Raw genomic sequence first — 12,563 nt, 5'->3', positions numbered from 1 at the left:
GGTGTCATCGTGGCCATCCTTGATGCCATCCCCCCGGGCGAATGGGATGAGGAGAGAGCGTTTTCTTACGAGTCCGCGCTGGGTCTGCTCGCCCAGGTGATCTCGCGTCACAGCCGGCTCCTGATGGAGGCACAGGAGGGCCCTGAACCTGATCAGGGCCGCGTGGATCTTCTTCTGCGCCGGCAGGCCGAATTCGTCCATCGGCAACGGACACTCTCTCCGGGCGATCCTGAAAGGGTGGCGTCCGTATCGCGTGAATGTGTTCGAGTGCTGCGTGACCTTCAGCCGCCCACCGGAGAGGGATGAGGTACGTGCCCACACCTGAATCCGAGCCCGGTCCCCACCATCTCACCTCGATTCAACGGGAACGTCTTCTCCGGCAGCGGATCGTCCCCACCGGGCAGGCGATCGGCACGGTACCCCGAGCGGGAGGTTCCGAGGTCACGCGAGCGGTCGACGGTGCGGACGCCGCCTTCCCCGGATGGTCCACGACCACGGCGGACCAACGCACCACCGGCCTGAACCGCATGGCCGCCGTCGTCCGAGAGAACATCGACGACCTCGCCGCCATGCTCACGCTGGAGCAAACAGGGAGGCCGCTTGTCGAGGCGCGCCGGACTGGAACTCGGCGCCTCTGACACCCCTTGGTTCACCGAAGGACCGGCGGATCCATGGGGAGATCCTCCCGACGACCTGGCCCGACCGGCACTCAGAGGTCACCCGCACCAGGATCCAGGAGTGGCTGAACCCTGAAGCATCACAGGACCGCCGACCGAAGAACCGTCGGACCCGTGGGACGGCCGTGGGCCCGCGCGCCATCAGCGGAAAGGACCATGAACCGGCGCTGCGTCTGGCCGGCGCCTTCTCACGACGTGCCGCGCCCGGTGAACCGGATTCCTCTACCGTGCGTCAGACTCACGCATCACCCCTCGCGGCTACCGCTCCGCCGCCCCCTGCAAGCTAGACCGGAGCACCCCCATGTCCTACCCCAGCGGCCCCCAGCAGCCTCCCTACGGCCCGCCGCACCAGCCCCCGAAACAGGGCATGTCCACCGGCAAGAAGATCGGTTTCGGCTGTGGAGGATGCCTTGGCGTCCTGCTGCTCTTGGCCCTGATGGGCGGCTGCATGGCCGCGCTCAGTGGCGACACCACCGCTGCTCCGCCCGCAGCCACCAGCACCCCTGACACCGACGAGGCCGCGGTCGAGGAGACCGAGGACGAGCCCGTGGAGGAGGCTGCCGCCGAAGAGCCGGCCGAGGAGGAGAGCTCCTCCACCATCGGTAACGGTGTCCACCAGGTGGGCTCGGACATTTCGCCCGGCGTCTACACCACCGACGGCCCGGACCCCGACAGCATCATGCCGATGTGCTACTACGCCCGCCTGTCCGGCTTGAGCGGGGAGCTCGACGACATCATCACCAACAACAACATCGAGGGACCCGGCACCGTAGAGGTGTCCGAGGGCGACGCAGCTCTCGAGCTGTCCGGCGGCTGCGAATGGACCCTCCAGGAGTAGCCCCACAGGAAAGCGGCCCCGGCGGTGCTGGAACACCGGCCGGGGCACGTCCACCTCCACAGGATCTGAACGCCGGACGGGGGTGGACATGTCCAACGAATCGCGCCCTGAAAGCGCCGTCGTCACCACACCCATGGTCTCCTGCCGGACATGTTCGCCGATCTCGACGCGCATGGCCGCGACCGCGCGTCCGGCCTCGCTCCGCCAACTGGCGCAGCCCATGCGATCACCGAGCGGATTCGGGAGAACGGGGTTTTCCGGCGCGCAAAGCCGGGGCACAGTCCCCTGCTGCACCCTGTGGTCTTCCTCCTCTCACCTCCGGGGGAAAGCTCGGCTCTCGTCCCCTTCTTCCTCTTCGTCGTCGATCTCCACCTCGTCGAGCAGGCGCAGGGGAACGGCTGTTTCGATGCCGTCTCCGTGGAGGAGGTGACGGGATTCGGCAGAGGAAGCGAAATAGCCCTCCGGAGCCCGGTCGACCAGTTGCAGCGCGGTGGCCATGTACTTGGCGGCCGAGTGCCTGCCGGACACGAACACCGACAGTTCCTTCCGGGCAACGATGGTCTGGACGTCGACCCTCTTGTTCAAGGCTGTCAGAACACCGGGGGACGCGCTGATCGGGAGCTTGACCGACCAGTGCGGCCCCTCCAGGGTCAGCGAGTTCTTCTTCTGTTCGTCGGTCTCCAAGGCCGCGGTGAACCAAGGTGTGCCCGCCACGGTCGCACCGTGTTCCTCGGCCAGGGTGCGCAGTTCGTCCGCTGTCTTCGCGGCGACTGCAGCGACCTCGCCCCAGTCATAGCGATCCGGTCGGCCCGCCCGTTGGTCCACCGCGACCGTGGGGGCGAATGCCGACAGCACGGTGGTCTCGGGCCTCTCTGTGTGTTCGACCTCGGGCCAAGAGGTGAGCAGCTCATGGGCGGTCCGCATCGCCTCGTCCTCGGTCGTGCGCCTGCGATGCAGTGTCTCGGTGTGCACGCGAAGGAGTTCGACGGCGGTGTCGGGAGCATCGAGCGCCTGGCGCACGTCCTTGACACTCATCCCGGCCTCGCGCAGCTCCATGATCAGCAAGGCCCGCTGGATCTGGTCGACTTCGTAGTAGCGGTAGCCGGTCTCCTCGTCGACCGTGGCGGGCACCAGCAGACCCTCGGAGTGGTAGAAGCGCAGCGTCTGGGGAGAGAGGTCACTGATCTCGCTGAAATCCTTGATGAACAGACTCATACCGTCAGTGTCAGGCTTGCGGTAACCAGAAGGTCAAGCCCAGGTCGCGCGGACACGCACCCGTGCCCCCTGCTGGGGCTCCTTCGATGACGGCGCTCGGGCTCCTGGCCGCGCCGTTCGGCACGACCGCGGTGCCGCGCCGGCCGGTGGACCGGGCGTTCGGACGTACCGCGGGCGGCCCTCTCTCGCTCCAGCCGGCCCAGCCCCGGCCGGCGGCGGTGGACGGCGGCCCACCCGGGCGGTCAGCGGCACCGTGGTGACCCTCGCGGGGCCATCGTGGTGCAGGGCCCGTTCGCGAACGCCTGGGCCGAACTCACAAACCCACCGGGCCGAGGATGGGGGCCCATCGTCGCACTCCCCCTCACATTCTTCTGACCGGTGAGGGCCTTTGCGAAGGCCGGTGGGCATGAGCGGGGCGACCAGGGGTGTACCGGCCCGGAGGGGTCACGGACGGGCGCTCACCGCAGGCACCGCACCGACGTCCGTCCGGTCCGGGGGGACGATCGCCGGCCAGTCGACGTCGACGACCTGATGCAGACTCGGCGTGCGGGTGAAGGCTCCGCGCACGCGGCCTTCACAGCAGCGCAGTCCCCTCGGCACAAGGGCCCCGCACTCGGCCGTCAGGTCACCCACGAGCCATGACACGAAAGCGAACCCGGGGTGCCATCCCACCGGGGTGGCGCACCAGGGCGTATGGGCGGCAAGGAGGGTTGCCACAGAATAGTTGACAAGTCATCCATTGGCGCTATTTTAGATGATGTATCAACTACTTGGGTCTTGGTGAGCCGCCACGGCCAGGGTGAGCGTCCCAGCGCCTGCGAACCGGGGTGTTCCGACAACGTGAGCGCCCGACAACGCCGTCGGATCCCCGGCGTAGAGAAGGAGGACCCTGTTGACCGAGCAGCTGGTCGGCCGCGGTCACAGATTCGATCTGGGCCCGCTGAAAGTGGCGTTCACCTTCGACTCGCCGTCGCAGGGCGGCTTCGTCGTGGAGGAGGGCGGGGGCTCGCACCGGACGGGCACGCCGAGACCGTCGCGCTGGACCTCACGAGGCTCCGCGAGGGCCTCTACCTGAACTCGTGGACCGAGGCCTCCGGCGCCACCGTGACCCACGTGGAGGACTTCGCCAACGGGGTGTCGTACTCCAACGTCACCGTCGACGGCCTCCTGTTCACCTTCGTCGGAACCATCAGGGAGACAGGACCATGACCGACCACAGCATCGCCGAGAGCGATCAGGCCGAGCGCAACACCGAGATCGTGGTCACCGCGATGCGCGAGCTCTTCGTGGACCAGGACCTCACCGCACTCGACCGCTACTGGGCCGAGCCCTACGTACAGCACAGCCCCCACATGCCCGATGGGCTCGACACCCTGCGCGCCGCGGTGCCCGACCTCCAGGGGTTCTCCTGGGAACCTCAGCGCACCGCCGCCCAAGGGGACCTGGTGTTCACGCACAGCCTCGTCCACGGCTGGGGCCCCGGGCCGACGGTGATCGTCGACATCTTCCGACTGGAGAACGGCCGCATCGTCGAGCACTGGGACGTCGTCCAGGACTTCACCCCGCCCGCGTCGACGGCCGGCGGCAACCCCATGGTGTGAGGCCGGGCAGGCCGGAGCACGGAGTGGCGGCTCCTTCCCGTGGTGCGGCCGTCGGTGGGAAGGGCCGCCGCCCTCGCGGCTCCCGCCCTCACGCGTGTTCCGAACAACGGAGAAAGGCCCTGCCGAGCAGGGCCTTTCTCCTGTATCCGAGGTAGGGCCCCAGCCGAAGACCTGCGCAACGACCACGCAGTCGCTCCGTGGGAATCCACCACTGCGATTCCACGCGCCCGCGCATGAAGCCGCGACGCCGAGGCGGAGAAGACGTCCGCGCACCTGTGCGAGGTAGAGCGGACGCAACAGGACCGGTAGGCCGCGCGACCGAAGCCGTCGAGTGACTCGATACCTGGGAGCGGCCGGCCGGCTTGGCTGCTGGCGATGCCGAGCATCATCAGGAAAGTGGAGGCCGTGCGCTCCCCGCCCACGTCCAGCCTGCGGTAGGAGCCCATCCAGGCGATCGAGCGCTTGATGTCGTACCGGTGCGGCCCCATCCGCTGGGAAGATTCGATCCCGGTACGGGCGATACGCGCGCCGATGCCGCGCTCCTGTGGCCCGCGCCACGGCTCACGGGAGTGGTGGGCCTTGTCGCCGTGAAGCCTTGGCCGGACGCCGCCGTGGCCTCGTCGTGACCGCACAGCAGGAATATCCCGCATGGGCCTTCGAGTGTTCGGACGTCGTCACCACCTCACAGGGTTATCGAGATGAGCTCTCTGCCCTGGCTATGTCAGCGATGCCAGGTCGAAGGTGCGCGGAGGGCCGGAGAGGCTTGCCTTCGCCTCGACGCCGAAGCGGTCGAGGATCTCGATCTCTCCCGCCTCGATTCCGTCCAGGGCCAGTCGAGCGAGGTAGTCCGGTTCGATCATCGGGTCCTCAGGGAGAGCGACGCCGGAGGCCTTCATGGCTTCCTTCAGGGTTTCGCTGGCCACGAGACCAGGGACGAAGGCGGCCACGAGAGTCCCTTGGCCGGCCAACTCCACCCGCACTCCGTTGGTGAGTCCCCACTGTGCGGATTTGGCGGCGGCGAGGGCGGTGTTGCTCTCGACGGTAGTCCAAGCCACCGCCGATAGGACGTTGAGGATGGCACCGCCACCATTACCGGCCAGCACGGGGGCGAACGCCCGGATCATGGACAGAGTGCCGAAGTAGTGAGATTCCATCAGCTGCCGAACGACATCGAGGTCTCCGCTGACAAGGCTTCCCACGCCCATGTAGGCACCGTTGTTGATCAGCAGGTCGACGTCGGTGGCGATCTCGGCTGCGGCTTCGATGGATGTCTGGTCGGTGATGTCGATATGGAGCACTTGGGCACCAGGGATATCGACGAGCTCGGGGCGGCGAGCCGTGGCATAGACCTTCGCCCCACGGCGAAGGAGTTCGATGGCGAAGTGGCGGCCCATCCCGCTATTGGTACCGGTGACCAGGGCTGTGGATCCTTGTAGCCGCATGGGTCTCCTCATCCGATCTGGGCTTGCGGACTGCCCCGTGAGGCAGAAAATGACCGACCGGTCACCTTGAGTCGACAGTGGATCACAAGATGACCGACTGGTCAACTTGCTACACTGTTGCGTATGGCCCTGTCTGCCCGATCGCTGCGCTCAGACGCGGCGCGCAACCGAGAACTGCTCCTCGCTGCCGCAGAGGAGGAGTTCGCCAAGCGGGGCATGGATGCCTCGGTCGCGGATATCGCTCGCCGTGCGGGTGTGGCAAAGGGGACCGTCTTTCGCCACTTCGCCACGAAGGAGGAGCTGGTCGCCGTGGTCGTCGGCGGTCATTTCGTCTCGCTCAGCACCGTTGCGGGCGCACTGCTGGAATCCGCTGATCCCACGGCTGCGTTGTTGGAGTTCCTGACTGTGGCGGCACAACAGTTGCAGCACCAGGATCTTGCGTTCTTGCAGGAGGTCACGGAAGGAGATCCAACGGTGACCGAGTGCCGAAGTCAGCTGCACGCGGGGACCAGCGCGTTGGTCGACCGTGCCCAAGAAGCCGGTGGGATCCGGTCTGACGTCACCGGGGCCGACATCCTTCTGCTTCTCTGCGCCCTCGTTCACACGATCGGGCTCCGGACGGAACCAACTCCAGACTCATGGCGGCGTCACCTCATCATCCTCTTCGATGGACTGCGGCCCCAGGGCGCTTCTCCCCTACCTGACCCGGCGCCCGAACGGCTCTGATGACCTGGCGGGAGGTGGCACCGCCGTGAAAGAGGCCGACGCGGGCTCGAGAATCGCGTTGACCCCGCGCAGCTCTCGCTTCTCACATTCGAATTCGACGATCTTGTGGGCCTGATCGGTGGTATTTCGATGCGACCGCGGACGTCAGTGCCGGCCTCCTCGGCGAGACGGCGGACCTCGATGATGACGGCCCCATCCCGTTCGTGTGGCCACGCTCCACGCGTGCGGCGGTCGACCCGCCTCTGGCCGCGATCGTGGCCAAGGCCCGATCGAAAGCGTCATGCGCCTCCCCGAGACGCGCGGACGTTCGTCGGCGAGCGCGAACATGGCGTGGTCACGGTGGGCCGCCTGCGGTTCGAACAGGATCCGCGGCCTCCACGTGCCCGACCAACGACCCCGATCAGCGCAGTCATGGGCTTCACGACACCGAGCACGGGAACGGCCGGAGCGAAGGAGCACCGGCGTGGTCACCAGCGCCCCGCGGGGCGTCTCCGTGAGGCGCTCGACGTCGAACGTGTCCCTGCCCGAGATGCCGACCGGGGCCCAGACGTTCGTGAAGGCGGACCAGCGCACCGGGATCTCGAACCCACGTGCGCCGACCTGCGGATCATCGTCCCTGCGAGCGAGAGTCCCGTTCCGCGAAGGGCGGCCCCGGTTCCGAGGGGGTCAGGGCCGGCCCCGATTCTCGTGTGCGCCACCACACCACCGCGGTGACCGCGACAGCGCTGACGCAGGGCACGATCAGTGCTGCCGAAGCGCTGCCCGCCGCACGGTCGAACAGGGTACTGAAGTCGGTGTGCATCCCGATGTCGAAGAGGAAGAGCAGAGTGTTGTTGAGCGCGTGAAGAACGATCGCGGTCTCGAGGCCGCCGGTGCGCCAGGTGATGAGGGCCGTGCCGGCGGCGAACGTGAAGTACCAGACGTTGTACCAGGGATCGGTCGAGGCGTGGGCGAGGACGAACGCCAGACTGGAGACGAGGACTCCGAGGACCAGCGCCGCGCGAGGCCCGCGTGCCCAGCCTCCGGCGATCCGAAAGACCAGTCCTCGGAACCCGTATTCCTCTCCGGCCGACTGCAGGGGGGTCAGCAGCAGGGTGAGGGCGAGCATGGCGACCAGGTCGGCCACCGACCAGAAGGTCTGTTCCTTGGGTATCCACAGGCTCTGGGTCACCGCCACCGCCAGCCAGAGCGGGCCGATGAACAGAAGGGCGCGTGCGAACAGGTCCCACCGGAAGCCCGAGACCACGGAGTGCAACGAGGCGCCCTGCATTCCGTAGAGCCATCGTTGGATGAGCATGCTCCACGGGATGAGCAGGGCGAGGGAGAACATCCCCGCCCCGTGCTGGAGCGGTGAGTAGACACCACCGCTGTAACCGAAGTGGTCGCCGAGGGCGGTGACGGACCGGCCGATGGCGATGCTGAAGGCGAACATGCCGACCAACAGGAGAAGGATCGCGAAGACGCCACGCCCGATACGGCGCCTCTCACCGGCGAATACGCGGTGGTACTCCACTCCGGGCGGGATACGCGGAGTGGAGCGGCCGGTCGGTTGTGGGCGGGACGGCGGGCTGAAACTCAGGCTGTTGCTGTTCACACTCCGAACCTAGGATCGAGTCGGTGCGGGTCGAAGTGCCGCTCCTCATGTGTTCTCTCCGTGGTGCGCACGGTGCCTGAATGACATCTGTCATGCCCGACGGGAGCTCGGGCAGCACCGGTGGCGGGACCGCACTCCTGTCGCCCCACGGCGGGCGGTTCCTGTGCGAGCACCGCATCGACGGTGAAGGAGCGCGACGGGGTCTCGTCGCCCCGGGGGTGATTCGCCGGCGAACGGCACCCACTCCTGGCGGACGCTGCCGACGGTGACATCGGCCTTCGTGATGACGCTCGCCGTCTCCGAGTCCGTGCCTGCGGTGAGACCGCGGCGTGGCGGATCGGCCTGGACGCCGACGGCTCGGTCAGGTTCGATCGTTGGACGGGTGGTCTGGACACCGCCTTCCCGATCACCCGGATCGTGCTCTTCATCGGCACGGCCGTGGCCGTCTGGTTCCGGGCCCGAAAGACCGGGCCGGACACGACGCCGATCGCGCCCGACGAACACCGGGTCCCCTGAGTCCACTGATTCGGCAGGACACCGAACTCGCCGCGAGCATCGAACGCCGGCAACGCGCGCGAACCGAACTCGCCACCATCCTGCGCGCCCGCGCGCCCATGGACGTCCCCACCGATTTCAGCTCGGTGGCCGAACGCCTGAGTGAGGCCGACCGGGCGGTGCTGTCCATCTCCGCCATGTTCTACGACGAGCGCGTGATGGTGGACCTCGAACTCATGATCGAGGCCGAACCCACCGACCTCGACCACGGGATCGACACCCTGCCGCCCGACGCGGACGAGGTCGGTTCCGAAGGTGTGGCGCGGCAGGTGCGTCCGCCCCGTACGGACGAGCCCGAACCGGTGGTTCCCGGGTGGTCGAGGCAACGGATCGAAGCGATCATCCGGCGCCACCGGCTGATCGGCGCCCCGGTCGAGCGGTCGCTGATCGCTGACGACCCCTGACCAGGTCGCACAGGTGCCATCCGCGGTCTAGTCGACGTCGACGACCTGGTGCAGACCCTGCGTGCGGTTGAAGGCGCCGCTCACCCGGGCGACCGTGGTGCGCGGCAGCAGGCGCGCCGGCCAGGTCATGGCCCGGTTCGCGGTCCGGGTCAGGACGCGGCCCGGGTAGGACACCGGACGCCGTCGCGCGTAGTCGTCGAGTGTGCGGGCGGCGACCACGGCCGGCGTGTCGGCGACCGGGTGGATCCGGGCCGAGGTGCCGTCGAAGAAACCGGTCGCGACCGGGCCGGGGTGCGCGGCCATGACGTGGACACCGGTCCCGCGCAACTCTTCGGCCAACGCCTCGGTGAAGGACAGCACGAAGGCCTTGGTCGCGGCGTACCCGGCCTGGTAGGGCACGGGTTGGAAGGCCGCGGTGGAGGCCACGTTGATGATGCCGCCGGTGCCGCGGGCCACCAGATCGGCGCCGAGGGCGTGGGTCAGCGCGAGGAGCCCGCTGATGTTGAGTCCGACGGAGAGCAACTGGGGGCCAAGCGGGCGTTCCAGGAACGGTCCCACACTGCCGGAGCCGGCGTTGTTGACGAGCAGATCGACGGTCAGGCCACGCTCGCGCAGTTCCCCCAGGACCGTGTCGGGGCCGTCCGGTGCGGCGAGGTCGGCGACGATGATCTCGGCGTCCGGGCCGTCTCGGAGCGCCCCGATGTCCGCGGCCAGGGCCCGCAGATCGCCCTCAGACCGGGCGAGCAGGATCACCTCCGCGCCTCGGTGGGCCAGATCCCACGCGAACGCACGCCCCAGGCCTTTCGACGCACCGGTGACGAGAGCGGTGACACCGCGGTATCCGTGCTTCATGACGACCTCCATTGGTTCGAGTCTCGAAGCAAAAAGCTAGCACGATATTTCGACACTCGAAGGATCGATAGAATCGAGGACATGACCGCGCCCCACCTCACCGCGGCGGTCGCCGCGACGTACGACATCTGGATGCGCACCATCGACCGGGTCGGGCCGGTCCTGGCCGAGCACCACCTGACCCCGGCGACCTTCCAGGCCCTGTGGGTGATCGACCCGGACGAGCCGCCGCCCTCGATGAAGGTGGTGGCCGAGCGTCTGCACTGCAACGCCCCCAACCTGACCTTCGTGACCAACCAACTGGTCGACCGGGGCCTGGTGGAACGCGCCGTGGATCCGGACGATCGACGCTCGCGCGTCCTGGCCCTGACCGACCGGGGCCACGAGATCCGCGCGGAGGTGGTGGGGACCGCACTGGAGGGGACCCCACTGGCGGTGCTGAGCGAGAGCGAGATCCGTCTGCTCTTGGACCTGCTCGGCCGCGCGCTCGACTCCGACTGACCTCGGCCGCATCGGTGCCCGAGCGGACGTCCTCGCCCGCCCACCACGACGCCGCCTCGGCGGGCGGGCGACGGGTCCGTTTCCGGGGTGTGCGCGCGCCCCTCCCCCGGTCCGGGCGGCCCGGTCGGGCCACCACCGGCTGCGCACGGCGTGGGGCCCCACATCTGGAGCCCGACACCGACCGGGGACGACCGACGTCGTGCCGCGATCCTGGGTGACCCGATCCTCCTCCCTCGGTCCTCTGAGATCGAACACCGGAGGATCGCTCTCCGGGGCACCGAACCCTCAGGGCATTCTCCCCCACCAGCGGCCCGGTCGCTCGGGCCGGTGCCACCTCTTGCCTTCGGGTCCGCTCCCCCGTATCGTCAGATTGGATGACCCAATCCTGATCCGCGCAGGTCTCCCCCGACGGGCGCGAGGGTCGGCCGCCCACGACAGAAACGAGCTTCCGCGATGCATGTCGGCTTCATCGGCCTCGGCAGGATGGGCGCGGGGATGGCGCGCAACATCGCCACCACGTATCCCGTGACCGTCTACGACACGCGCCCCGCGGCGGTCACCGCCCTGACCTCCGGCTCCGACACCATCCACGCCGCACGGTCGGCGGCGGAGGCGGCCCGGGCCGCCGACATCCTGGTGACGATGCTGCCCGGTCCGGACGAGGTCGAGTCGGCCCTGCTCGGTGAGGAGGGGGCGGCGTGTTCCCTGGGCCCCGGTGCGCTGTGGATCGACATGAGCAGCAGCAGCGCCGAGACCATGGAACGCGTCAAGAACGCCCGGTCCGACCGCGGCTGGAGCAGCCTCGACGCCCCGGTCACCGGGGGTGTCCCCGGGGCGGAGTCCGGCACCCTGCAGATCTTCGTCGGGGGCGAGCGCCAGGACTACGCACGCGCCCTTCCCGTGCTCAGCGCCCTCGGCGACCCCGAGAAGATCAGTCATGTGGGCCCCCAGGGAGCGGGCTACACGGTCAAGCTCTGCATCAACCTCGGCTTCTTCCTCCACGCCATCGCCGGCGCGGAGGTCCTGGCGCTGGGCACCAAGGCCGGCGTGGATCTGAGGACCCTCCACCGCGCGCTGACCGGCAGCGGCGCCTCCAGCGCGTTCCTGGAGAACGACGCACCGAACAACGTCTTCGTCGGGGACTACAAGGAGTACTTCCGTTTGGCCCTGGCGTTGAAGGACCTGCGCCTGGCGGTCGACCTCGGGCGTGAGGTCGGTGTCCCGCTGGAGGTGTCCGCCCTCGTCGAGCAGATGCACCACCGCGCCCTGCGCACCTACGGCGACGGCGGGCAGTTGCTGGCCGTGCGTCAGTTGGAGGAGACCAGCGGCCTGTCCTTCAGCGACGAGCACACCCGATGAGGTCGCCACGCCACTGACGACCCCGTCGGTGTCCACCCTCGGCACCGCCGGGCCGATCCTCCGCAGACCGGCCCGGTCCCGGCCAGGGACCCCTACTCGGCGCCCGAGGGTCGACCGGACCCCGCCACGGATCGGCGCGTGCTGCGCAGGTGGGACCGCATCAGCGCCCGCGCCCGCTCCTCGTCCCGGTCCTCGACCGCCCGCACGATCGCCTCGTGCTCGGACCGCATGTGCGCCAATTGCGCCGGATCGTCGTACCTGTCCCGCTGGTGGAGCTGCGCCCCCAGGTCCAGTTGCTGCCGGACCAACCGTTCGAGCATGAAGTTGTGCGTGGCGGCGGCCAGGGCGACGTGGAACTCGACGTTGTCGTCCCAGGTCCGCAACCGCGCGCCCAGGCGGGCGAGTTCGCGGACCTCCGACGTGGTGCGCCGTTGGCAGGCCATCACCACGCACTGTTCCTCGATCACGAACCGGGCTTCGAGGATGTCGGCGATGGAGGCCGCCTCCAGCGTGCGCGGATCGACCGGCGCGGCGACGTCCTCGACGGTGCGCAGGAACCGGCCCGAACCCCTGCGCGAGCGGACGATGCCCCGTTCCTCGAGGATGTCGAAGGCCTGGCGGACCACGTTGCGGCTGACGCTCAGGCGTGCGGCCAGCTCGCGTTCGGTGGGCAGCGCCCGGCCCGGGGTCAGTTCCAGCTCACGGATGAGTTCCAGGAGGCTGGCGACGACGCGGTCCCGCAGACGGGGCGCGTCCGCGGGCGGGGTCGTCCCGCCGTCCGGGTCGGATACAGACATGT

The 12,563-nt window shown here is 68.6% G+C and carries 14 protein-coding genes; 9 read left to right on the top strand and 5 right to left on the bottom strand.

Annotation, left to right across the window (positions count from 1 at the left end; translation table 11 throughout):
- Positions 1 to 9: 9 nt before the first annotated feature.
- From DSY14_RS03450 to DSY14_RS03440, 3 genes are all read left to right on the top strand, one after another.
- On the top strand, positions 10 to 306 hold the full coding sequence (locus DSY14_RS03450; protein WP_211714953.1) for a hypothetical protein: 297 nt from the start codon (positions 10 to 12) through the stop codon (positions 304 to 306).
- Positions 303 to 638: an aldehyde dehydrogenase family protein gene (locus DSY14_RS29560; RefSeq protein ID WP_374223977.1), complete on the top strand. Its 336-nt coding sequence runs from the start codon at positions 303 to 305 to the stop codon at positions 636 to 638. The genes DSY14_RS03450 and DSY14_RS29560 overlap by 4 nt, the downstream gene beginning before the upstream one ends.
- Before the next feature lie 340 nt (positions 639 to 978).
- Positions 979 to 1,515 carry a hypothetical protein gene (locus DSY14_RS03440; RefSeq protein ID WP_249187266.1) on the top strand — a complete coding sequence of 179 codons (537 nt, stop codon included), beginning with the start codon at positions 979 to 981 and terminating at the stop codon, positions 1,513 to 1,515.
- 312 nt (positions 1,516 to 1,827) lie between these two features.
- On the opposite strand, the gene DSY14_RS03435 is transcribed toward DSY14_RS03440, so the two are convergent.
- Positions 1,828 to 2,730, bottom strand: a complete 903-nt coding sequence (locus DSY14_RS03435; RefSeq protein WP_211714951.1) for a MerR family transcriptional regulator — start codon at positions 2,728 to 2,730, stop codon at positions 1,828 to 1,830.
- Between the two features lie 693 nt (positions 2,731 to 3,423).
- Here DSY14_RS03435 and DSY14_RS29555 point away from each other — a divergent pair.
- Positions 3,424 to 3,939 carry a hypothetical protein gene (locus DSY14_RS29555; RefSeq protein WP_374223976.1) on the top strand — a complete coding sequence of 172 codons (516 nt, stop codon included), beginning with the start codon at positions 3,424 to 3,426 and terminating at the stop codon, positions 3,937 to 3,939.
- Positions 3,936 to 4,331 carry a nuclear transport factor 2 family protein gene (locus DSY14_RS03430; protein WP_211714950.1) on the top strand — a complete coding sequence of 132 codons (396 nt, stop codon included), beginning with the start codon at positions 3,936 to 3,938 and terminating at the stop codon, positions 4,329 to 4,331. The genes DSY14_RS29555 and DSY14_RS03430 overlap by 4 nt, the downstream gene beginning before the upstream one ends.
- A 716-nt stretch (positions 4,332 to 5,047) precedes the next feature.
- Here DSY14_RS03430 and DSY14_RS03425 read toward each other — a convergent pair.
- Positions 5,048 to 5,773: an SDR family NAD(P)-dependent oxidoreductase gene (locus DSY14_RS03425; RefSeq protein WP_211714949.1), complete on the bottom strand. Its 726-nt coding sequence runs from the start codon at positions 5,771 to 5,773 to the stop codon at positions 5,048 to 5,050.
- A gap of 123 nt (positions 5,774 to 5,896) precedes the next feature.
- Here DSY14_RS03425 and DSY14_RS03420 point away from each other — a divergent pair, with 123 nt between their 5' ends.
- Entirely contained in the window at positions 5,897 to 6,499 is a 603-nt protein-coding gene (locus DSY14_RS03420) for a TetR/AcrR family transcriptional regulator (protein ID WP_211714948.1), read from the top strand.
- Between the two features lie 607 nt (positions 6,500 to 7,106).
- On the opposite strand, the gene DSY14_RS03415 is transcribed toward DSY14_RS03420, so the two are convergent.
- Positions 7,107 to 8,093, bottom strand: coding sequence for a type II CAAX endopeptidase family protein (locus tag DSY14_RS03415; protein ID WP_307851117.1), 987 nt, complete (start codon positions 8,091 to 8,093; stop codon positions 7,107 to 7,109).
- Positions 8,094 to 8,707: 614 nt separating this feature from the next.
- Here DSY14_RS03415 and DSY14_RS03410 point away from each other — a divergent pair.
- A complete protein-coding gene (locus DSY14_RS03410) occupies positions 8,708 to 9,052 on the top strand; it encodes a hypothetical protein (RefSeq protein ID WP_211714947.1) in 345 nt (114 codons plus the stop codon).
- A gap of 27 nt (positions 9,053 to 9,079) precedes the next feature.
- Here DSY14_RS03410 and DSY14_RS03405 read toward each other — a convergent pair whose 3' ends face one another.
- Positions 9,080 to 9,904, bottom strand: coding sequence for an SDR family oxidoreductase (locus DSY14_RS03405; protein ID WP_211714946.1), 825 nt, complete (start codon positions 9,902 to 9,904; stop codon positions 9,080 to 9,082).
- 81 nt (positions 9,905 to 9,985) lie between these two features.
- Between DSY14_RS03405 and DSY14_RS03400 the strand changes: the two genes are divergently transcribed.
- Both DSY14_RS03400 and DSY14_RS03395 read left to right on the top strand, forming a co-directional pair.
- Positions 9,986 to 10,405, top strand: a complete 420-nt coding sequence (locus tag DSY14_RS03400; protein WP_211714945.1) for a MarR family winged helix-turn-helix transcriptional regulator — start codon at positions 9,986 to 9,988, stop codon at positions 10,403 to 10,405.
- Between the two features lie 453 nt (positions 10,406 to 10,858).
- Positions 10,859 to 11,764 carry an NAD(P)-dependent oxidoreductase gene (locus DSY14_RS03395; RefSeq protein ID WP_211714944.1) on the top strand — a complete coding sequence of 302 codons (906 nt, stop codon included), beginning with the start codon at positions 10,859 to 10,861 and terminating at the stop codon, positions 11,762 to 11,764.
- A 92-nt stretch (positions 11,765 to 11,856) separates the two neighbouring features.
- On the opposite strand, the gene DSY14_RS03390 is transcribed toward DSY14_RS03395, so the two are convergent.
- Positions 11,857 to 12,561 (bottom strand): FadR/GntR family transcriptional regulator, encoded by a 705-nt coding sequence (locus tag DSY14_RS03390; protein ID WP_211714943.1) that lies wholly within the window; start codon positions 12,559 to 12,561, stop codon positions 11,857 to 11,859.
- Positions 12,562 to 12,563 lie beyond the last annotated feature (2 nt).

The organism is Nocardiopsis sp. MG754419 (assembly GCF_018207095.1).
Taxonomy (GTDB): Bacteria; Actinomycetota; Actinomycetes; order Streptosporangiales; family Streptosporangiaceae; genus Nocardiopsis.
The sequence above is the reverse complement of the archived record's forward strand: the minus strand, read 5'-3'. Positions and strand labels throughout refer to the sequence as shown.

Excerpts from the sequence above, each read along its gene's own strand:
- DSY14_RS29560 (WP_374223977.1), top strand. The coding sequence starts at position 303 with ATGAGGTACGTGCCCACACCTGAATCCGAGCCCGGTCCCCACCATCTC.
- DSY14_RS03440 (WP_249187266.1), top strand. The coding sequence starts at position 979 with ATGTCCTACCCCAGCGGCCCCCAGCAGCCTCCCTACGGCCCGCCGCAC.
- DSY14_RS03435 (WP_211714951.1), bottom strand. The coding sequence starts at position 2,730 with ATGAGTCTGTTCATCAAGGATTTCAGCGAGATCAGTGACCTCTCTCCC.
- DSY14_RS29555 (WP_374223976.1), top strand. The coding sequence starts at position 3,424 with ATGGGCGGCAAGGAGGGTTGCCACAGAATAGTTGACAAGTCATCCATT.
- DSY14_RS03430 (WP_211714950.1), top strand. The coding sequence starts at position 3,936 with ATGACCGACCACAGCATCGCCGAGAGCGATCAGGCCGAGCGCAACACC.
- DSY14_RS03425 (WP_211714949.1), bottom strand. The coding sequence starts at position 5,773 with ATGCGGCTACAAGGATCCACAGCCCTGGTCACCGGTACCAATAGCGGG.
- DSY14_RS03420 (WP_211714948.1), top strand. The coding sequence starts at position 5,897 with ATGGCCCTGTCTGCCCGATCGCTGCGCTCAGACGCGGCGCGCAACCGA.
- DSY14_RS03410 (WP_211714947.1), top strand. The coding sequence starts at position 8,708 with ATGGACGTCCCCACCGATTTCAGCTCGGTGGCCGAACGCCTGAGTGAG.
- DSY14_RS03405 (WP_211714946.1), bottom strand. The coding sequence starts at position 9,904 with ATGAAGCACGGATACCGCGGTGTCACCGCTCTCGTCACCGGTGCGTCG.
- DSY14_RS03400 (WP_211714945.1), top strand. The coding sequence starts at position 9,986 with ATGACCGCGCCCCACCTCACCGCGGCGGTCGCCGCGACGTACGACATC.
- DSY14_RS03395 (WP_211714944.1), top strand. The coding sequence starts at position 10,859 with ATGCATGTCGGCTTCATCGGCCTCGGCAGGATGGGCGCGGGGATGGCG.
- DSY14_RS03390 (WP_211714943.1), bottom strand. The coding sequence starts at position 12,561 with ATGTCTGTATCCGACCCGGACGGCGGGACGACCCCGCCCGCGGACGCG.